The following is a 19,664-nucleotide window of genomic DNA, read 5'->3' as shown; positions in this document are numbered from 1 at the left end:
AGATACTTAAATCAGATCCACTAACATTAAGTATTTCAGTAATGGTGAGTCGTTTGGCTTAGTTATAAAGAGGCTTCATAGCCTTGTAATACATTTACCATATTTATGCCAAGTGCTTCTACGTTATACCCACCTTCCATCACGAATAGTGTGGGGATGCCTAAGTCGGCAATGTCTGCGCCCATGACCAGATAATCCGGAGTTTTTAACTTAAAAGAGCTGATCGGGTCATCTTCAAATGTGTCTACGCCTAAAGAAACAATTAATACTTCAGCTCCAAACTCATTAATTGCAGAAAGACTGGATTTTAACGCTTCTCTCCATACCGCGAATGTTGTGCCATTGCTTAATGGAAAATTCAAATTAAAACCTTCACCGATCCCTTCACCTTGTTCTGATGCATGTCCCCAAAAGTATGGAAAGTTATCCATTGGATCACCATGGATGGAAGCAAAAAACACATCATCACGATCATAGAATATATCCTGAGTGCCATTCCCGTGATGAAAATCGACATCCAGCACAGCCACTTTAGCAATACCTTGATCGCGGCAATATTGTGCAGTAATGGCGGCATTATTTAAGAACGAATAGCCACCGTAAGAAGCTTTTGCGGCATGGTGCCCTGGTGGTCGACCTAGTGAAAATGCTCTGGCCTTATTACCACTTTTTACTGATTTGCAAATTAGAGAAGCACCCGTTAATGCAGATTGTGCAGCAGCCAACGCGGCAGTCCAGGTACCTTCTGTAATATTGCTGTCGGTACCTTGAGCGTAATAACCTACCTTTCCTTTAATATGTTGAGGTAAAATATCGGATGCTTTTCCAGCAGGCCAACACAATGGAATTATCTCTCCCTTAAATCCAGCTTCTATCCATTGCTGCCAAGCTGTTTGTAAAAACTGGATATACCCAGAATCATGCACAGCTAAAAGAGGTTCTATGCCAAACTCGTCTGGTGAAATAATTTCATCTAAACCAACAGTTCTAGCACGTTCTAAAACGTGTTCAGCGCGTGAAGGATTTTCAAAAGAAGGAACTAAGTCACCGCCTGCTAACTCTAGCTTTGGACTTTGATGATAATGTTTGTCTGAATAAATAATTTTCACGATACAACTCCCTGTTTTTTATTATCTGTGCTGATCACTGATGAATCTGGGTTTGTAATATTTATAGGTTAATTTTAGTCATACTAAAGTTAGCGCGGCGTAAGATGAATTCCGGCAAGTGTGCATCTAACAGATCCACCTGCTAATTCTATACTGGGAATATCCAACCCTAAGATGTTTACAGATTGCTCAATTATATTGATTTGTTCGGTAGTTAGCGCGGCTAATGCCCTAGACGATAATGCAAGAATATTTTGCTCTGCGCCATGTAATTCTATTGCGTTGCCGGCGAAATCTGCAATTTGTGAAGGACTTAAATCAATCACCGTGCGGCCTGAAGCTTCAAAGCGTTTGACGATTTCATTCCGGCGCTGCAGGTTTTTTATCATGTCCAGGCTGATCATTACAAACGATGTAGCGATACACATTAATACATTGGTGTGATAAACGGGGACACCATTTTCATCTTCGGCTTCAAATACCATCGGTTCATAATTAAAGTGAGTACAAAACCGTTCCAGTGCAATTGGATCAGTACGATTCGATTTGACCGCATAAGCGACTCGATCTATATGGTCCAGAACCATAGCTCCTGTGCCTTCAAGGAATAATCCGTCAGGTTCTAGTCCTGAATAATCAATAACATCCTGTACCCTATAGCTGCTTTTCAGCATGTTAATTACATCTGGGCGGCGCTCTTTACGACGTGCCTCAGAGAACATTGGGTACAGTGCTATGTGTCCACCTGAATGTGTTGAAAACCAGTTATTGGGGAAAACGGAATCTGGTGTATCGGTCCCCTCGTCTTCAAATATATGAACGCGAATACCAGCCTCTTCTAAAAGCTTCGCTGCAACGGTTAGCTCTTGAAAAGCTAACCGTGCAAGTTTGGTTTGATCCATAGCGACAGTATCTTGTTGATATACATTATCACCAGCGGTTTCCGGATTAACTCTAAAATGGTGAGGCCGAATCATCACGACCGCAGCAGGAGCTTGAATACTTGATGTAGACATTTTAGGCAGCTACTTTAGACATAGCACCAGAACGGCGAACCATACCAAAAAGATCGCGTGGCTCATCAGGGTCGGCAATCATGTCGAGATTTTCATACATGCCAGTCATTCCCGGGCGATCCAACATATCACGGATATAACGTAACGCCGAAAAATCTTCTGTGGCGAAGCCAACACTGTCGAACAATGTGACTTCCTCATCATTTTTACGGCCTACTAGTTCACCGCGAATCACCCGCCACATTTCATTCACTGGGTAATCAGCATCTAATTGCTGCAACTCACCTTCGATACGTGTTTGTGGTGGGTACTCGACAAAAAGGCTAGAGCGTAAAACGAGTGCTTTTTCCAACTCTGTTTTGCCAGGGCAATCACCACCCACAGCATTTATATGAACACCCGCTTCGACCATATCATCAGTCAGGATTGTGGCATTTTGTTTGTCTGCAGTAGCGGTTGTAATGATATCTGCGCCCTTGGCTGCTTCACGAGCTGAGTTGCAAGTAACGATCTCAAAGCCGTAACCTTGCATATTGCCTATAAATTTTTCAGTAGCGACAGGATCAATATCGTAAAGTCTTAATTGATCAATACCCAGCATGGTTTTGAACGCCAGTGCCTGAAATTCAGATTGTGCGCCATTTCCAATGAGCGCCATGCAGCGTGAATTTTTACGAGCAAGGTATCTGGCCGCTACCACTGAAGTGGCAGCGGTGCGCAATGCTGTCAAGATAGTCATCTCTGAGAATAAAATAGGGTAACCGGTATACACTTTTGATAGTACGCCAAACGCTGTTACAGTTTGTAAGCCCTCTTTCATGTTCTTAGGGTGGCCATTTACATATTTGAATCCATAATGTTCACCATCGCTAGTTGGCATTAATTCAATAACACCTTCATCAGAATGTGCCGCAACGCGAGGGGTTTTATCAAATAACTCCCAGCGTTTGAAGTCCTCTTCAATATACGCAGCCATTCCTTCAAGCATGTTTTCCATGCCAAGACGTCCAACTATTTTCATCATGTGATCAACACTAACAAAAGGGACAATATTCAAATCTTTATTAAGTTGTAATTCGTTGTCAGACATTTTAATGCTCTCCAATTTCTTTCAAGTAGGGATAGTTCTTCGGTATAGAAAAAGTATAAAGAAAAGAAATTTCAATCAAAATAGCAAAAGTATACAAATATTTAGCAATGAATTATCATAGTGCTAGCTGTTATTGTACAAAATGACAATTTAGTGAGAAATATGACACCAACAAATACACATACTTATGACAACCTTGATAGAGAACTTATTTCTTTGCTGCGCAAGGATGGTCGAGCTTCGTTAACGCATCTGGCGGAAAAACTGAAAGTATCTCGTGGAACCGTGCAAAATAGATTGGATAGATTACAGGCCTCAGGAGTATTGTTGGGGTTTACCGTAAGAATAAGGGAAGACCAAGGTCTAGATACTATCCGCGCGATCATGATGATTGAGGTGGTTGGTAAGTCAGCATCTCAAGTTATTCGAGAATTAAGAGGATTTCCGGAGTTGGTGGCTTTGCACTCGACGAATGGTGCTTGGGATTTGGTGGCAGAGATACAAACCTCCAGCTTGGCCGAATTTGATCGTGTACTAGGTAGTGTGCGTATCATTGATGGCGTACTAAATAGTGAAACGAGTATATTACTGACTACAGTATAGAAAGGTTCTGAAGAGATTAGGGTGTTTGTTATTAGGCAAAACCCTAATACTCAGTGGTCACTTTTAAAGTACAGTTGAAGTATTATGCAACTCTATATGGGACTATGTTCGATGACTGCTATTAAGTGCTATTAAGTGCCACCGAAAATTCCAGTCTTGATCTGAAATTCTTTAATCTGGCATCATCGAATCTGGCATTCTCACCGCAATCACAGATCCCTTTGCGCAAGGTTTGCCATCTGCAGAAACCACGATATCCACAATTACTTTCTTTTCCTTGAGTTCACGAATAGTTCCGCGTGCTTCTAATTCAACCCCCATTGGTGTCGGTGCGAGGAAATCCACATTCAAATTAGCCGTCACAAAACGCAAAGCAGGTTCGCCTTCGCTGCCGTATTCTTTGGTTGCCGCAGCCGATGCAGAGCCGGTGCCGTGACAATCAATAATAGATGCTAACAAGCCACCATAGACAAAATTAGGAATCGCAGTGTGTTCAGGGCGTGGATTGTATCTAGCGATAGTCTCATCACCATCCCAATAACTTTTTAGTTGTAAACCGTGATCATTATTACTGCCGCAACCATAACAATGTTTGAGTGGCTCTGGGTATGCATCTTGAAAAGCTGTATCTGTCATTTTTACCTCGTCTTTTGTATATGAATTATATTTTTTTGAGAAAGAGTAACATTAAATTTCATTTATCTTACATAACTATTTCCTCAGATGAACTACACTCAGAGGTTAAATTAAATTCAACTTCTCTACCTATTTATCTAATAAAAAAGAGCGTAAAGGTAGGGGGTGTGGTTTCTAATCTAAAACGCATTGCACGTTATAACAAAAAAAGGAGCAAGCATGATTTACGAAGGCAAATGCCTAACCGTTAAACTAAATACCGATGGAATAGCAGAGCTAAATTTTGATCTGCAAGATTCGTCGGTTAATAAACTAAATCTCGCCACCATTTCTGAAGTGATCGAAGCGGTTGCCACTATTACGGCGAAAGCATCTGAAATCAAAGGCTTACTGTTTACCAGTAGTAAAAGAGACTTTATTGTCGGCGCAGATATCTTTGAATTCCTAGGTTGGTTCGCCCTGCCAGATGAAGATTTCGAACAGCGCTTGCTCGATATACAAAAAGCATTCGCAGAGATTGAAGACTTACCGTTCCCAACAGTCTGTGCCATTAATGGCGTAGCATTAGGTGGTGGGTTTGAATTACCACTATCAACAGACTATCGCGTAATCACCACTAAATCCAAAGTCGGTCTGCCAGAAATTAGTTTGGGCATATTCCCGGGCTGGGGTGGCAGTTTCCGCCTGCCGCGTTTGATTGGTTTGGATAATGCACTGGAATGGATTGCGACAGGTAAGCCACAACGCCCTGATGATGCACTGAAAAAAGGGGCGGTTGATGCCGTTGTAGAGCCTGATCAGTTACATGATGCAGCGATGACCTTATTGAAACGATGCATTGATGGTTCGATGGATTATGAAGCGCGTCGCGAAGAAAAACGTAACGGTATAAAACTGAATAAAATCGAACAACTCATGTCATTCGAAACAGCGAGAGGCATGATTCTGGCAAAAGCAGGACCCCATTATCCTGCACCAAAAATTGCACTAGATGCGATGCAAACTCACGCCAATATGCATCGTGACGAAGCGATGGTTGTCGAAGTTAAAGGCTTTGTTAAAGCAGCCAAAACCGAAGTTGCGGCGAATCTGGTTGGTTTATTCCTGAATGATCAGGCGTTGAATCGCCAGGCGAGAAAACTCACAAAAACTGCGGCAAAAATTGAATCCGCAGCTGTCTTGGGTGCAGGCGTTATGGGTGGCGGTATCGCTTACCAAAGTGCGCTGAAAGGCACGCCGATTATCATGAAAGACATCAACAACGAAGCCCTGGAATTAGGCATGAAAGAAGCGAAAAAGCTTCTGGCTAAACGTGTGGGTCGCGGCATTATGACGACTGACGTGATGGCAGATACGCTAGCTCGCATCAATACAACGCTGACTTATGGTGATGTAGCGAATACCGATATCGTGGTTGAAGCCGTTGTCGAAAACGTAAAAATCAAGAAAATGGTACTCGCAGAGCTGGAAGATATCGTCGATGAAGATACCGTTCTCGCATCAAACACTTCCACTATCTCCATTACAGAACTTGCAACAGCAACGAAAAAACCAGAACGCGTTTGTGGCATGCACTTTTTCAACCCTGTGCCGTTAATGCCGTTGGTTGAAATCATCCGTGGCGAAAAAACCTCTGATGAAACCATCGCAACAACAGTCGCGTATGCATTGGCGATTGGTAAAAAGCCGATTGTGGTTAATGACTGCCCGGGCTTCATGGTAAACCGCGTATTATTCCCGTATTTAAATGCGTTTGAAAAACTGGTTAGCGATGGTGCAGACTTTATGCATATCGATAAAGTCATGGAACGTTTCGGTTGGCCAATGGGTCCTGCGTATTTGCTGGATGTTGTGGGACTGGATGTTGCTTGTCATGGTTCTGCGGTAATGGCAGAAGGTTTCCCCGATCGCATGAAAATCGATTTTGAAGCTGCCACAGAAGAAATGTACAAACTAGGTCGCTTAGGTCAAAAATCTGGCAGTGGTTACTATCAATACGAACCTGATAAACGTGGTAAACCGAAAAAGAAAGTGGATAAAGAGGCGATTGCGCTGGTAGCAAAGTCCTCCACCAACAAACGTGCCGCAGATGACTTCAGCGATGAAGAAATCACCGAACGCATGATGCTGTCATTGTGTTTAGAAGTGGTTCGTTGTCTTGAAGATAAGATTGTTGATTCACCAGAAGCGGCAGACATGAGCTTGATCTGGGGTATCGGCTTCCCACCATTCAGAGGAGGTGCGTTGCGCTATATCGATTCGATCGGAACCGCAGAGTTTGTCGCAATGGCAAATAAATATTCTGATTTAGGTGCGGCTTACGAAGTACCAAAACTATTGGCCGATATGGCTGTTAATAATGTCCAGTTCTTTGGAGGTGAAGCATGAGTACTTTGAGTAATAAATGTAATCCGAGAGATGCCGTAATCGTCGATTGCGTTAGAACGCCAATGGGCAAATCTAAAAACGGTATATATAAAGTCACACGCGCCGAAACGCTATCCGCGCATTTGGTTGAAGCCTTATTCGATCGCAATGAAAACCTCAATCCGGCAAAAGTAGATGATGTGATCTGGGGCTGTGTTTATCAAACCATGGAACAAGGTTTAAATATTGCCAGAACCATGGCCTTGTTAACGCGTTTGCCTCATGAAGTACCGGCGCAAACAGTCAATCGTCTTTGTGGCTCATCAATGCAGGCATTACAAACAGCGGCTCAAAGCATTATGTCAGGGCAGGGTGATTGTTACATTATTGGCGGCGTAGAGCACATGGGTCATGTACCGATGAATCACGGTATCGATATCAATCCCGGTTTTGCAAAGCACGCAGCAATGGCATCGAATATGATGGGCATGACCGCTGAAATGCTGGCAGTACAACACGGTATCACGCGCGAAGCACAAGATGAGTTTGGCGCAAGATCGCACAGGCTCGCACAGCAAGCCACGCTTGACGGGAAATTCGCCAATGAAATCGTCCCAACACCAGGCCACGATGCTTTAGGCGTACCGATGATGGCTAATACTGATGAAGTCATTCGTCCAGAAACCACAGTAGAAACACTTTCTGCACTACGCCCAGTGTTTAATCCCAAAGGCGGAACGGTTACGGCAGGAACATCTTCCGCATTATCCGATGGCGCATCAGCAATGGTGATTATGTCGGCAGAAGCAGCACAAGCGGCTGGGCTAACGCCAATCGCACGCGTTGTTTCAATGGGATTAGCAGGAGTTGATCCAGCTATTATGGGTTACGGCCCAGTACCAGCCTCGCTCAAAGCACTAAAAAGAGCAGGTTTAACGGTAGCGGATATTGACGTGTTCGAACTCAATGAAGCATTCGCCGCGCAATCACTGCCAGTCCTGAAAGACTTAGGCATTATGGATGTGATGGACGAGAAGGTGAATCTCCACGGTGGCGCAATTGCACTCGGGCATCCACTGGGTTGTTCTGGTTCAAGAATCTCCACAACCTTGATGAATGTCATGCAGCAGAAAGACGCAACCTTTGGCTTAGCGACAATGTGTATTGGTCATGGTCAGGGTATTGCGACGGTCTTTGAAAGGGTTTAGTTAATCATTTAGCATTAATTTGACACCCCCCTACTTTAGGGCACTTTTTTAAAAAAGTGCCCTAAAGTAGGGGGGTGTCTTATATTTCATGGTTTTTCTAGTACTCATCATGCCGTTTGACCCACGCCTGAGTATATTCAAGGTCTTTTTCATTTCGCCCAATGGGTGTCAAATCTAGGTAATGATAAGCGCCATTTAACATGTCTAGTCCTCGTCCATACGTGGAATAACTATGATAGATATCGCCGTCTTGCTTAATGAAAACACTTATTCCCGGCATTTCTCCTTCTGGTGTCCAGTCGCTATAGTTATAACCTCCATCATTTTCCTCATCATAGAAGCTCACGCCAAAATCTGTACCGAACTCAAGGTCTGTTGAAGATACCCAGTTGAAGTTCCAGCCAAGGCGTTTTTTATATTTAAGTAAAGCGTCTAATGGCGCGTTTGATGTCACGGCAAAAGATGTATTTCTAGCAGCTAGATGAGTATCTATTCCGTCGAAATTATCTGCCCAGAAAGAACAGCTCGGGCAACCTTGTTCCCAATCAGCACCATACATAAAATGGTAAATAATGAGTTGCTGGTGATCGCCGAATAACTCACTCAAAGTCTGTCTGCCACTTTCAGCGTTAAATTGATAATCTTTTTCGATTTTCACCATCGGTAGATTGCGACGCTCTTCGCTTAACTTTTCGCGGGCGTAAGTGAATTCTTTTTCCTTAATCAGGAAGTCTTTTCGGGCTTTTAGCCATTCTTCACGAGTAACACTGTTAATTTTATTCATGATCGAATCCTTTAATGATCCGAGCAACTCGGGGTCTGATGCTCTTTGTTTTTCAATTGTGCTCTTAGTTTACCGATATGCTCATCCCAGCCATCATCGAGAGCCATTAATAAGTTTAGTGGGTTTTCAGTAATGTCGCCGACACCTTCATGTGTGAGGGTAAGTAATGTTCCGCCATAGGCTTCTTCCAGTTGCCAGGTCACGGTGGTGCTAACGCCTTCAAGTGGAAATATATTGAAGGTATAGACGAGTTTTGAAACGGGTTGCCATTCGAGAACACTACCCCAGATCATCGCTGTTTCACCGTCATCATCTTCGGCATCAAATAACTCGTAATCCTGGTTTTCCTCTAAGTCTTCACGGGCAGGGTGATACCAATGACCGAGCTTGTCTGCTTCCGTTAGGAAGGCCCAAAGTGTTTCTCGAGGTGCAGCAAAAAAAGCTGTTTTATGAAGTGTGCTTTTACTCATTGTTTTTTCCTTCTATTTATTTTTGACATCATCTTTTTCGGTATAGTTCGCAACTGCGGTTTGTAAGTTATTGAGTTTCTGATCCCAGAACTTATTAAAGTAATCCATCCATTCAGTGATTGTTTGTAAACCTTCAGGTTTTAGTGAGTTGATTCGTTCTCGTCCATTTTTCTGAATGTTTATAAGGTTTCCCTGTTGCAAAATCGTTAAATGCTTTTTTACCGCTGCACGAGTCATATCAAAGTGCTCAGAAACTTCTTTGATGGTCATATCCTGTTTGCTTAAATGCATCAAAATCTCACGTCGAGAAGGATCGGCAAGTGCTTTAAAAGATTGTTGTAAGTTGTCAGTCATATTCTTAATGTAATACCAAATGGTACTATAATATATGATACCTTTTGGTATCTTGTCAATAGTGCCTTGTTAAATGTGAAGGTCACCCCCTACCTTTGAATGATATTACGTTTTTGTTTTTTGAAAACGTAAATAGAATTTATGCTTTGCGAAGCACTTTTTCTATGGGTTAATAATTCGTTTAAACTAGCGCTCATGTTTCTTTCTCGATTATTAAAAATCACCCAGTGGTTAACCTTCTTATTCTTATTATGGATATTATTTCTTGGTTTTCAGATAGCTACGTTTCCATTGGGGAAGCTGACTGATAAAGCCGATGTAGCGATAGTTTTAGGTGCGGCGGTAAATGCTGATAAGCCTTCTCCCGTATTTAAGGAGCGCATTAATCACGCGATAAACTTATATCAGGCAGGGAATATCCAGAAAATAATTTTCACCGGTGGATTGGGTGAAGGTGAAACAGTCGCCGAATCGTTAGTCGCTAAAAAATATGCAATGAGCTTAGGTATTCCGGAAACAGATATATTGACGGAAATCGAATCTGACACCACACGGGATAATTTACTTGAGGCGCAACAGTTATTAATAACAACCGGGTTAGCCAGTACTTTGATCGTCAGTGACCCGTTGCATAGCAAACGCGCCATGATGATGGCGAAAGACATTGGCTTGGTTGAGGTTAAGCCCTCTGCTACACCCACCACTCGCTATCAAAGTCTGAAGACTAAAGTCCCGTTTTTACTGCGAGAAGTCTATTTTTATCTACATTACTTGGTTTTTAATGAGTAAATGTGACAAATAGGGGTAACGCTGTAATAATCCCGCGTTTTATGCACTATATTTATTGATATGTCAGAACAACGCAAAGCAGTATCACTCATTTCTGGTGGTCTAGATTCTTTATTAGCGACCAAAGCTATGATTGAACAGGGTATTCATGTTGAAGGGGTAAATTTCTTCACCGGGTTTTGTGTGGAAGGGCATACTCATGCTATCCGCAAGAAGAAGACCTCGAAGCCAAAAAGAAACAATGCGTTATGGGTGGCAGAACAATTAGGTATAAAACTGCATATCGTTGACATTGTGGAAGAATACAAAGATGTTGTGATCAATCCCAAGCACGGTTATGGCGCGCATATTAACCCTTGTCTGGATTGTAAGATCTTCATGGTTAAAAAAGCCCATGAATGGATTAAAGAAAACGACTTTGACTTTATCATAACGGGTGAAGTCATGGGGCAACGCCCGATGTCTCAGCGCAAACAAACTATGCCTATTATCGCTAATGAGTCTGGTGCTGATGAATTATTGCTGCGTCCTCTGTGTGCAAAAAATCTACCACTAACTAAGCCAGAAAAAGAAGGATGGGTAGACCGCGAACAACTCTTCGGCTTCTCCGGACGTAATCGTAAACCACAAATTGCACTTGCTCAAACATGGAAGCTTGATGATTACGCACAACCAGCGGGTGGTTGTTGTTTCCTTACGGATCCAAACTATTCTAAAAAGATGAAGGATTTATTAGGGCATCGTGCAGAAGGCAAGACCTATGAGCTTGATGATGTGATGATGCTTAAGATTGGTCGTCATTTCCGTCCGCGTGATAATTTTAAAATCATCATAGCGCGTGAAGAAGGCGAATCTCGCTTCTTGCAAGGTTATAAAAAGCAGTTCACTTACCTTTCTACATTAAGCCATGGTGGCCCATTAACGTTAATTGATGGTAGTGATATTTCTGCGGAAGATATCCATTTAGCTGCGTCTATTGCGGCACGATATGGAAAAGGCAAAGATGCTGAAGAAGTTACATTTGGTGTGGGCTTGATAGGTGAAGAAGAAAGAGAGTTTAAAGTGAAGCCATTGAAAGATAATGAAATCAATAAAGAGTGGATGCTTTAGTCTGGAAAATCATAAACTGGCAACGTTAGTCTTGTTCGATGATTAATCTTTGAGTTATTTAAAGAATAACCTTATGATCAAATTTTCATAGCCTTATTCTAGCCAGTAATTCATCACGTTAGTAATTCGACAAATATGGGTGTTATTTTTTGACATTTGCTAATTTCATTTTAGTTATTTTCCTGCTGTTATCGCTTTTGGTTTTTGCCGTTTTAGTGATGCTAATGCGACAAATCAAGAAGGATGGTCGCTTACCTCCGGATAAAATGTCTACACTTGCGGGGATTTTATTCATCCCCAGCATCATTATTTTCGCGCTTATCTTTAAAGGGATATCAAGCTGGCGTGCGGATATTCAGCAAGAAAATAATCAAATCAAATTAGAGTCTTTCGTGACGAGTGTTTACGAGCCACTTACCAAATCTAGACATTCTTTATTGAATAAGCTTTCCTCAATGAATGGTTTGATTCGTAATGTGGAAAACATGGAGATTGAACACCCCAATCATGCGGATGTTATCAGGCATGTCAAAGATCAATGGGGTGTTGCCTATAAAAATCTTCATCAGGCCTATCTTGAATCCGATAAGGAAGTTAGGCGCGCGTGGATTGCGCACAATACGATGGATAGTCAGGATGTGCTGGTTAAGTTTTCCAAGCAGGCGGTTCAGATAGAATCCCAGCTAAAAAAAGCAGAACAAAACTATCAGGCGCATATTTATAGTGTGCAGGATGTGATGGTTAAAAGTCTCGATCAGTCGCGAAAGTTATTAGATGCGAATAGAAATCCGCCAAAATCCAAAAAACAAATGGCCTTGAATGAAGCCCTACGCGAGAGCATAAAACCGTTCAATAATTTTGCTATCAGTGAGTTGATGAATTTTTTGGCGACCCTGGATGAACGTCTTAAAAATGAAGTAGAAACGCTTCAACAGTTGATTCGTTTGTCTGCACAACAGGAAGCAATATTGAAGGATCATTTGTACAAAAACCGTGATCTCGAAAAGCCATTGACTAAAATTATCAGTGACTGGAAAGCACTGGAAGATTCCAGTAATGACAGTCTCGAACAGATTCTGTTTGCGCTAGAGGCTGAATACGTTGCGGTAAAATTAGGTTTATCAATTGAAAGCCCAGCGATAAAGGCGATGCATAAGAGTTTATATAATAATATCCCTGCCATTGTTGGAAAAGGACTGAAGCAACGTATTGTGATTGACCAGAGTTATCGCATTAATCGTACTGTGGATTGATAGAGTAAGACTGTAAGTCACCCCCCACCTTTTGGGCACTTTTTATTGAATGGTTTGTAATAGGTAGCTTTGCACTTGACCTGCTGATGCTTGTTTAATTTCTTCAAGGCCATACTTGGTAAAGTCGAATGACTCTTCAGATTCGTGCTCTAGATAAATCAACGTATTTTTATTTATCAACGCTTTAGCAATGAGTAATTCTAAGGACTTATCCAGTAAGCCTTGTCGATAAGGCGGGTCTAGAAAAATAATATCATAGGGTTGTTCAGCCGAATGTTTATCTAAAAAGCTTAAAGCATCCATTTTGAATACGCTCGAATCACTTTTTAAGAGTTGTAGATTCGCGTTTAACTGCTCGCTGGCTGCGGCGTTTTTCTCAATAAAATCTACTGACTTCGCACCTCGGGAAAGTGCTTCTAAGCCAATAGCGCCACTGCCTGCAAATAAATCGAGGCAGTTGGAATCATAGATGGAGCCTTGTAACCAATTGAACAAGGTTTCACGGATGCGATCAGGAGTAGGGCGTAAACCCGGCGCATCTAGAAATTGAAGCTTTCTACTGCGCCATTCTCCGCCAATAATTCTTAGGGTGTTAGGCCCTTTTTTATTAGAGTGAGGAGATTTACGGTTGCCGGATTTTTTAGTCGCAGTCCGGCTCTTCATCTTCTTCAGCACTTGTTTCTTCGGCCTTATCTTTGCTTTTTTCTTCAGCAGTTACATTATTAGCAGCAAGTTGGATTGGGGCTTTTGTAAGATCAGGTGCTTTTTCAGCGGTATCTTTGCTTGCAGAAGATTCTTTATCTTTCGCTTCGCCACCCACAATAACAGTAAGCAGTTTATCGGTATCTAGTCTGCGTTTAAATGCATCGACAACCTGATCTCTAGTGATGTCGTTGATGGTTTTAGTAAACGTATCTAAGTAATCAAGCGGTAAACCATAGAAACCAATCATATCAATATAGCCAATGATGTCGCTATTGCTTGCGGTGCGTAAAGGAAAACCACCCGTAATATTCAGTTTAGAGGCAGCAAGATCTTCTTCAGATGGGCCATCTTTCTGAAAGGTGTTTAGTACGTCTCTTGCGACTTTAATGGCTTCATCTGTTTGAGAAAGTTTTGTCTGTAGCCCTAGCATGAATGGACCATTCTCTTTCATCGGGATGAAGTAACTGTATACGCTGTATGAAAGGCCGCGTTTAACGCGAATTTCTTTCATTAAACGTGATGTAAAGCCACTGCCACCTAAACCATGATTACCTAAATAAAGCGAAAAGTAATCTTTGTCACCACGCTTATTGCCTGGTTGACCGATCATTACGTGTGCTTGTGATGAAGGGAAAGGAATATGCACGACTTTCGCTTCTGATAATGGTTTAACTGGTGGGATATCAGCGGCTTTTTCGCCAACGCCTCTGTCACCATCCAGAAGTGCGTTTGATACTTGTAGTGCGATCTTCTTGGCTTGCTCTTTGCTGATTGAGCCGACTAATGCCAGTTGCCCGTTTTTATTCACAAAGTACTGCTTAAAAAATGCTTTTAGTTCATCGATAGTAAGAGCATCAATGGTTTTCTCATTACCATTTTGAGGTTGAGAGTATGGATGCCCCGCGAACAGATTAGCGTAAAACGCTTTACTGGCGATGGAGCCAGGGTCTTGTTTCTCAGCCTCTAAACCAACCAGTGCCTGTTTCTTTAAGCGTGCGAAATCGGCTTCTGGAAAATTAGGTTTCTGGATGACCTTTAACCAGTTTTGTAAAGCAGGTTCTAATTGCTCTTCAAAGGTTAAAGAACGTAAGTTTATCCATGCAGAGTCTAAACCATTACCGGTTGAGAACTCAGCGCCCACGGTTTCAAATGCTTCTGCAATCTGGTCAGCATTTAAACCTGCCGCTCCTTTGCTTAGCATGCTGGTGGTCATGCCTGAAATTCCCATTTTCTCGCCATCGTAGCCGCTACCAGCTGCGAAGGTTAAGCGTAAATCTAGCATTGGTAATTCTGGTACATTAACGTAATAGACACGTAATCCAGAATCTGTTGTCCAATTTTCAATCTTTGGTGCAGCAAAACTCAACTGTACGAATAACAGTGCTAGCCCAGTGAAAAGAATTTTAGTCATGATTTTTATTGTCATTAGCTTGTTGCTCTCTTGAATATTTTTCACTTGTTAGTTGACTTTAAATGCAGATTTTTTAGCAGCATTTAAGGGAAGTGGAATAAGCTCTGCGACAGTCAATGTGTCTTCAATCAAGTACTTATTTGCCACTTCCTGAATTTGTTTTGCGGTCACGGCAAGAACACCAGGTACGTATTGGTCGATGTATTTATGACCAAGCCCCACTGATTCTAAAGAACCTAGTAAGGTTGCCATATGTTGAATTGAATCGCGTTCAAAAACCTCACCAGCAATTACTTGAGCTTTTACGCGTTTAAGTTCTGCTTCGCTCACTAATTCAGTTTTTAAGATGTTGATTTCATCCAAGAGTGATTTTTTCAAATCGCTGGTTTTGACGCCATTGGCAGGAACGCCTGAAACCACTAATAGATTGTCTAATCTGCCGTAGCCGTAATATCCAGCGCCTGCAGAAGCGGCAATTTCTTTACCACGAACCAGGTTTTTGGCAAATCTTGCGCTGTCGCCACCGTCAAGAATGTTGGCAAGTACTTCCAGTGCATAAGGCTCCCAGGCTGGGACTTTGCCTTTTTTGGCACTGATCATTCCGGGTGTTTTGAAGCCCATGCGCAAACTTGCTAATTTTGCCGGTAGCTTTAATTCGATGTTTCTCTTACCTTTCTGTGCAACTTCTGTTCTGGCTTTAACTTCAGGTAAATCATTGCTGGCGTAAACGCTGAAATACTTCTTCGCCATATTGAATACTTTCTCAGGTTCAACATCACCTACAACAACTAATGTTGCGTTATTCGGTGTGTACCACTTTTTATACCATTCTTTGGCATCTTTCAGTTTCATGCCTTCAAGGTCTACCATCCAACCTATTACAGGTGCACGGTATGGGCTGTTCAAGAATGCTACTGCGTTAAACTGTTCACGTGTTAGTGAGCTGGGTTTGTCATCGGTTCTCCAACGACGTTCTTCTTTGACCACTTCGATCTCTTTTTTGAATTCTGCTGGATCAAAAACCAGGTTTCTCATGCGGTCTGCTTCAATTTCCATCGCATCTTCGAGTTTGTCGTTAGCCAGAACTTCGTAATATGCAGTGTAATCCTGAGATGTAAATGCGTTGTTACGAGCACCGATGGCAGATACCATTTTTTCGAATTCGCCGGATTTATACTTTTTAGTGCCTTTAAACATCATGTGCTCAAGAGCATGAGATAAGCCGGTAATCCCTTCGTATTCATAGCTTGTACCAATTCTGTACCAGACTTGGATAACGGCAACAGGGGCGCGTTTATCTTGCTTAACTAAAACCTTTAAACCGTTATCGAGTTCATACTCATGAACAGGGTTTTCATTTTCTGCTAACGCTGGTTGAGCAAGACTTAGGAATGACAACAATAGGATAGATAAAAAACTAATACGAGCTGGTGTCGCAGGTGATAAACTTCTATTCATTATTTTTCGCATATAAACCCAAAAAAGTTAAAGTATAACAATGTTCCGACTATTTAAGAAAAAAAAGCCAGTTGAAGAAACTTCTAGTGATCAAAGTAAAATTGATCAGGACAAGGGGCAAGATCAGCAAAATGCAAATCAGCCAATTGAGCCAGAATCTACAGATTCTCTCATAGAATCAAATGTCGACTCTAGTTTAAACGCAGAGGAAACCGGTCAGGACCCAAATACTTCAACGTTATCGGCTGAAGCTGCGGAAACGATAAGCCAAAATCAACAAGAAACAGAAAACTTAGAGCAAGTAATTGCTGAAAAAGTTCCTGAACAACAACAAGTTATCGAAGAAAAAGTAGTCGCGGAAATAGATAACACTATTCCTGATGAAGTCGCTTCCAAGCCTGAAGAAAAAGTTTTAGAAACCCCTAAAGAAAAGCCTAAAAAAGAAGGGTTATTTGATCGCCTAAAATCAGGTTTATCTAAAACAGGTAACACCTTAACAGAAGGAATGGGCGCACTTGTCTTAGGCAAAAAGAAAATCGATGACGATGTTCTTGAAGAATTAGAAACCCGACTTTTAATGTCGGACGTGGGTATCGAAGCCACTCAAAGAATTATCGATGACTTAACCAAGCGTACTTCTCGCAATGAATTAAGTGATTATGATGCACTAATGACCGCATTGTATGAAGAGATGGTGAAAATATTACGCCCAGTTGCCAAGCCTTTAGATGTAGAAGATATTGATGGGCCAGCCGTAATTTTGCTAGTGGGAATTAATGGCGCAGGGAAAACGACAACCATCGGTAAAATGGCAAAACAATTCCAGAATGAAGGAAAATCAGTGATGCTGGCGGCGGGTGATACCTTTAGAGCGGCTGCCGTAGAGCAATTGCAGGTTTGGGGCCAGAGAAATGATATTCCAGTAATTGCTCAAGGTACTGGAGCAGATAGTGCATCGGTAATCTATGATGCAATGGAATCCGCTAAAGCCAAAAACATTGATATCCTCCTCGCTGATACTGCGGGGAGATTACACACTCAGACTAACTTGATGGAAGAGCTTAAGAAAGTTAAACGAGTGATGCAAAAAATCGATGCAAATGCACCGCACGAAGTCATGTTAATCGTTGATGCAAGTATTGGGCAAAATGCACTGGCACAGGCTACCGAGTTTAATGCTGCTTTGGGCGTGACAGGTATAACAGTTACTAAGTTAGACGGCACAGCGAAAGGCGGAATCTTGTTTGCAATGGCGGAAAAGACAGGTATTCCCGTCAGGTTTATTGGTGTTGGTGAGTCTATTGATGATTTGCAAGAATTCGATGCTTATGAATTCGCAGGTGCTTTATTAGCGGAAGATGAATAGTAATTTTCGTTCTTATCTCGGCATAATTTTGAGGTCAGGGAATTTTAAAGTATTGCTTGGGTTTGATTGATCTTGGTTGAATAGCTAGATCAGTTTAACTGTCTCCCAAATTTTTTCTGCCAATTCATCGGAACCCAAAAAACGCACTAACCCTTTTTTACCGTTTTCCAAAAAATTCGGGTATCTTGAAATTACTTCATCAAGTTCCAGTTTTGCTTCTTCTTTGAATCCTAATTTAGCAAAAGCAACACTTCGAGCTAAAGGACCATGGATGATGCCAGGTGAAGTAATCTTCTTAGCTTCTGCTAATGCTTCCTGATACTTTTCCTGTCTAAAGTAGTTGAGGAAAGGGGTGGTATGAAACCAGCTTGGAATATAGGGTAATTCCATTGTCGTATTAACGAGCGTCATCCCTTCTTCCCACTTTCCCATCATGCAAAGATGAAAGCCTGTGCCATATTCAACAACCGGATGATTTTTACAAATATTACGCGCTTTAGAAAACTCTTCGGCAGCATGTGGCCACTCATTCAAACAAAATAAAATTTGCCCCAGAGCGTAATGTGCTTCATGAGAATTAGGTCTAATGCGTATGGCTTTTTCTGCGCAAAGTTTACCTCTTTGCAAAGGCTGTTTAATTAATTTGTAATTATATACAAAGTCTCTACGGCAATATTCAGCGAATAATGTATTAGCTATCAAATCCCCCGGATTTTGTATAAGAATAGCTTCACAGGCTTGAATGGCTTTGGCCATTGAACGTTTATTTAGATGACTTGAATAATAGCGATAGTAAGCGAGAGCCTGATTTTCTAAAGGAATGGTTTCAGGTTTTTTAAGCAAGTTTCTAGACCAGTGAACTTGCATAATTCCTTGATAAATATCGGCAATTTCAGCCGTAATCTTTCCGCTAATTTTGCACAGTTCGTCAGTCGATAGTTTTGCGTTAATTTTATAATTTTCTGACCATAAAACTTCTTCAGAATTAGATTCGTATAATCTGTAAATCAGATTGTTTTTGTTATCTGGCAACTCTTGAAGAAATATCGTTAAAGCATAATCTGAATGGTATTTGTTTTTAATCTTTTTCAAAGAGCCTTCTGAATTACTTTTATCAGCAAAAGGTATGGACACAGAAAGCTTGGAAAATACAAAATGACTTAGTTTGGTGGCAATATTATCGCTAATTAAAAAAAGTGTTTTATTAACATCATTACTTTGCGTTTGATCTGAGTAGCAAGCTAATGCTAATAAAGGGCCAGACGACTCAACAACTTGTTGATGTTTTTTATATATTTTTTTCTTCTGTTCATTATCTAAAGAAGCTGGTTTAGCAGTTGCTTCACAAAAATCTGGAGAATAAGAGCCTGTCGGAATGCTGATGATAAGCTTGTCATCGCTTCCTTCCTCTTCATAATATTCTTTTAGACGACTTCTCACACGTCCACCTAAAATTCGAACTACAGGGCTATGGTTCGGGTCAAAATCATCTGGAAATTCAAGTGCTTCAACAGCAATAGTGAATTGTTTAAGGGAGCTACCTTCACCAGACAATACTTTTTTTACGACATAGGATAGAAAGTTCCGCATTTGTTTTGCAGAACTAAATTGCTTACTTTCGAGAATACGTTTTAATTGGTTGTTTACCAATTGGGTATATTCTTTAGTAAAAGTTAATGGTGTGACGGGGGGATCACTCACCATGACTGAAGTTTCCTTAATAAATTTTCGACCATTGTTTACTATAGAGCATACCTTGAATAATCAGAAAGTTTTATGATGAGCGGTTGTATTGGGTTTTAGAAGTTAAATTAATTTAATCTTTTAAAGAAAAAAAGGGGATATAAAAAGTGCCTTGAAGTAGGGGGGGGTGAATTCAACTATTAAATGCAATATTCGTTCCTTTGTAGAATACCTCATTCGGTGTTCTAACAT

The 19,664-nt window shown here is 41.4% G+C and carries 18 protein-coding genes; 7 read left to right on the top strand and 11 right to left on the bottom strand.

Annotation, left to right across the window (positions count from 1 at the left end):
* Positions 1-62 precede the first annotated feature (62 nt).
* The 3 genes from Q1A31_RS14775 to Q1A31_RS14765 all read right to left on the bottom strand — a co-directional run bounded on the left by Q1A31_RS14775 (position 63) and on the right by Q1A31_RS14765 (position 3,215).
* Positions 63-1,109, bottom strand: coding sequence for a histone deacetylase family protein (locus tag Q1A31_RS14775; protein ID WP_299878288.1), 1,047 nt, complete (start codon positions 1,107-1,109; stop codon positions 63-65).
* Between the two features lie 89 nt (positions 1,110-1,198).
* Entirely contained in the window at positions 1,199-2,125 is a 927-nt protein-coding gene (gene ctlX, locus Q1A31_RS14770; RefSeq protein ID WP_299878285.1) for a citrulline utilization hydrolase CtlX, read from the bottom strand.
* A 1-nt stretch (position 2,126) separates the two neighbouring features.
* Positions 2,127-3,215 (bottom strand): ornithine cyclodeaminase, encoded by a 1,089-nt coding sequence (locus Q1A31_RS14765; protein WP_299878282.1) that lies wholly within the window; start codon positions 3,213-3,215, stop codon positions 2,127-2,129.
* 162 nt (positions 3,216-3,377) lie between these two features.
* Here Q1A31_RS14765 and Q1A31_RS14760 point away from each other — a divergent pair, with 162 nt between their 5' ends.
* Positions 3,378-3,818 carry an Lrp/AsnC family transcriptional regulator gene (locus Q1A31_RS14760; RefSeq protein WP_299878279.1) on the top strand — a complete coding sequence of 147 codons (441 nt, stop codon included), beginning with the start codon at positions 3,378-3,380 and terminating at the stop codon, positions 3,816-3,818.
* 171 nt (positions 3,819-3,989) lie between these two features.
* Here Q1A31_RS14760 and Q1A31_RS14755 read toward each other — a convergent pair whose 3' ends face one another.
* A complete protein-coding gene (locus Q1A31_RS14755; RefSeq protein WP_299878276.1) occupies positions 3,990-4,454 on the bottom strand; it encodes a PaaI family thioesterase in 465 nt (154 codons plus the stop codon).
* A 219-nt stretch (positions 4,455-4,673) separates the two neighbouring features.
* Here Q1A31_RS14755 and fadB point away from each other — a divergent pair, with 219 nt between their 5' ends.
* Together fadB and fadA are read left to right on the top strand one after the other, a co-directional pair.
* Complete coding sequence (fadB, locus tag Q1A31_RS14750) at positions 4,674-6,842, top strand: fatty acid oxidation complex subunit alpha FadB (RefSeq protein ID WP_299878273.1); 2,169 nt, start codon at positions 4,674-4,676, stop codon at positions 6,840-6,842.
* Positions 6,839-8,029, top strand: a complete 1,191-nt coding sequence (gene fadA, locus Q1A31_RS14745; protein WP_299878269.1) for an acetyl-CoA C-acyltransferase FadA — start codon at positions 6,839-6,841, stop codon at positions 8,027-8,029. The genes fadB and fadA overlap by 4 nt, the downstream gene beginning before the upstream one ends.
* A gap of 97 nt (positions 8,030-8,126) precedes the next feature.
* Here fadA and Q1A31_RS14740 read toward each other — a convergent pair whose 3' ends face one another.
* The 3 genes from Q1A31_RS14740 to Q1A31_RS14730 are packed head-to-tail and all read right to left on the bottom strand — an operon-like array spanning position 8,127 to position 9,637.
* A complete protein-coding gene (locus tag Q1A31_RS14740) occupies positions 8,127-8,813 on the bottom strand; it encodes a DUF899 domain-containing protein (protein WP_299878266.1) in 687 nt (228 codons plus the stop codon).
* An 11-nt stretch (positions 8,814-8,824) separates the two neighbouring features.
* A complete protein-coding gene (locus Q1A31_RS14735; protein ID WP_299878263.1) occupies positions 8,825-9,283 on the bottom strand; it encodes an SRPBCC domain-containing protein in 459 nt (152 codons plus the stop codon).
* 12 nt (positions 9,284-9,295) lie between these two features.
* On the bottom strand, positions 9,296-9,637 hold the full coding sequence (locus tag Q1A31_RS14730; protein WP_299878260.1) for a helix-turn-helix transcriptional regulator: 342 nt from the start codon (positions 9,635-9,637) through the stop codon (positions 9,296-9,298).
* Positions 9,638-9,832: 195 nt separating this feature from the next.
* On the opposite strand from Q1A31_RS14730, the gene Q1A31_RS14725 reads away from it, so the two are divergent.
* The 3 genes from Q1A31_RS14725 to Q1A31_RS14715 all read left to right on the top strand — a co-directional run bounded on the left by Q1A31_RS14725 (position 9,833) and on the right by Q1A31_RS14715 (position 12,789).
* Positions 9,833-10,426 carry a YdcF family protein gene (locus Q1A31_RS14725; protein WP_299878257.1) on the top strand — a complete coding sequence of 198 codons (594 nt, stop codon included), beginning with the start codon at positions 9,833-9,835 and terminating at the stop codon, positions 10,424-10,426.
* A 60-nt stretch (positions 10,427-10,486) separates the two neighbouring features.
* A complete protein-coding gene (locus tag Q1A31_RS14720) occupies positions 10,487-11,536 on the top strand; it encodes a tRNA (5-methylaminomethyl-2-thiouridylate)-methyltransferase (protein ID WP_299878254.1) in 1,050 nt (349 codons plus the stop codon).
* A 149-nt stretch (positions 11,537-11,685) separates the two neighbouring features.
* On the top strand, positions 11,686-12,789 hold the full coding sequence (locus Q1A31_RS14715) for a hypothetical protein (RefSeq protein ID WP_299878251.1): 1,104 nt from the start codon (positions 11,686-11,688) through the stop codon (positions 12,787-12,789).
* Between the two features lie 42 nt (positions 12,790-12,831).
* On the opposite strand, the gene rsmD is transcribed toward Q1A31_RS14715, so the two are convergent.
* From rsmD to Q1A31_RS14700, 3 genes are read right to left on the bottom strand one after another with little or no spacing between them, the layout of a single operon-like run.
* Positions 12,832-13,452 carry a 16S rRNA (guanine(966)-N(2))-methyltransferase RsmD gene (gene rsmD / locus Q1A31_RS14710; protein WP_299878248.1) on the bottom strand — a complete coding sequence of 207 codons (621 nt, stop codon included), beginning with the start codon at positions 13,450-13,452 and terminating at the stop codon, positions 12,832-12,834.
* On the bottom strand, positions 13,430-14,920 hold the full coding sequence (locus Q1A31_RS14705) for a pitrilysin family protein (RefSeq protein ID WP_299878245.1): 1,491 nt from the start codon (positions 14,918-14,920) through the stop codon (positions 13,430-13,432). Before Q1A31_RS14705 ends, rsmD begins: the two co-directional genes overlap by 23 nt.
* Before the next feature lie 33 nt (positions 14,921-14,953).
* On the bottom strand, positions 14,954-16,363 hold the full coding sequence (locus Q1A31_RS14700; RefSeq protein WP_299878242.1) for a pitrilysin family protein: 1,410 nt from the start codon (positions 16,361-16,363) through the stop codon (positions 14,954-14,956).
* Between the two features lie 373 nt (positions 16,364-16,736).
* Here Q1A31_RS14700 and ftsY point away from each other — a divergent pair, with 373 nt between their 5' ends.
* Positions 16,737-17,729 (top strand): signal recognition particle-docking protein FtsY, encoded by a 993-nt coding sequence (gene ftsY, locus Q1A31_RS14695; RefSeq protein ID WP_299878422.1) that lies wholly within the window; start codon positions 16,737-16,739, stop codon positions 17,727-17,729.
* 84 nt (positions 17,730-17,813) lie between these two features.
* Here ftsY and Q1A31_RS14690 read toward each other — a convergent pair whose 3' ends face one another.
* The gene (locus tag Q1A31_RS14690; RefSeq protein WP_299878239.1) at positions 17,814-19,433 is read right to left on the bottom strand and encodes a hypothetical protein; all 1,620 of its coding nucleotides are present in this window, start codon (positions 19,431-19,433) and stop codon (positions 17,814-17,816) included.
* Between the last annotated feature and the right edge of the window lie 231 nt (positions 19,434-19,664).

Origin of the sequence: uncultured Cocleimonas sp. (assembly GCF_947495625.1) — a bacterium.
Classification (GTDB): domain Bacteria; phylum Pseudomonadota; class Gammaproteobacteria; order Thiotrichales; family Thiotrichaceae; genus Cocleimonas.
Note: the sequence above shows the minus strand (reverse complement) of the source record. Positions and strands in the feature narration are given on the sequence as shown.

What these genes read in the sequence shown, in the direction of transcription:
- ctlX (WP_299878285.1), bottom strand. Translation starts at nt 2,125, where the DNA reads ATGTCTACATCAAGTATTCAAGCTCCTGCTGCGGTCGTGATGATTCGG.
- Q1A31_RS14765 (WP_299878282.1), bottom strand. Translation starts at nt 3,215, where the DNA reads ATGTCTGACAACGAATTACAACTTAATAAAGATTTGAATATTGTCCCT.
- Q1A31_RS14760 (WP_299878279.1), top strand. Translation starts at nt 3,378, where the DNA reads ATGACACCAACAAATACACATACTTATGACAACCTTGATAGAGAACTT.
- Q1A31_RS14755 (WP_299878276.1), bottom strand. Translation starts at nt 4,454, where the DNA reads ATGACAGATACAGCTTTTCAAGATGCATACCCAGAGCCACTCAAACAT.
- fadB (WP_299878273.1), top strand. Translation starts at nt 4,674, where the DNA reads ATGATTTACGAAGGCAAATGCCTAACCGTTAAACTAAATACCGATGGA.
- fadA (WP_299878269.1), top strand. Translation starts at nt 6,839, where the DNA reads ATGAGTACTTTGAGTAATAAATGTAATCCGAGAGATGCCGTAATCGTC.
- Q1A31_RS14740 (WP_299878266.1), bottom strand. Translation starts at nt 8,813, where the DNA reads ATGAATAAAATTAACAGTGTTACTCGTGAAGAATGGCTAAAAGCCCGA.
- Q1A31_RS14735 (WP_299878263.1), bottom strand. Translation starts at nt 9,283, where the DNA reads ATGAGTAAAAGCACACTTCATAAAACAGCTTTTTTTGCTGCACCTCGA.
- Q1A31_RS14730 (WP_299878260.1), bottom strand. Translation starts at nt 9,637, where the DNA reads ATGACTGACAACTTACAACAATCTTTTAAAGCACTTGCCGATCCTTCT.
- Q1A31_RS14725 (WP_299878257.1), top strand. Translation starts at nt 9,833, where the DNA reads ATGTTTCTTTCTCGATTATTAAAAATCACCCAGTGGTTAACCTTCTTA.
- Q1A31_RS14720 (WP_299878254.1), top strand. Translation starts at nt 10,487, where the DNA reads ATGTCAGAACAACGCAAAGCAGTATCACTCATTTCTGGTGGTCTAGAT.
- rsmD (WP_299878248.1), bottom strand. Translation starts at nt 13,452, where the DNA reads ATGAAGAGCCGGACTGCGACTAAAAAATCCGGCAACCGTAAATCTCCT.
- Q1A31_RS14705 (WP_299878245.1), bottom strand. Translation starts at nt 14,920, where the DNA reads ATGACAATAAAAATCATGACTAAAATTCTTTTCACTGGGCTAGCACTG.
- Q1A31_RS14700 (WP_299878242.1), bottom strand. Translation starts at nt 16,363, where the DNA reads ATGAATAGAAGTTTATCACCTGCGACACCAGCTCGTATTAGTTTTTTA.
- Q1A31_RS14690 (WP_299878239.1), bottom strand. Translation starts at nt 19,433, where the DNA reads ATGGTGAGTGATCCCCCCGTCACACCATTAACTTTTACTAAAGAATAT.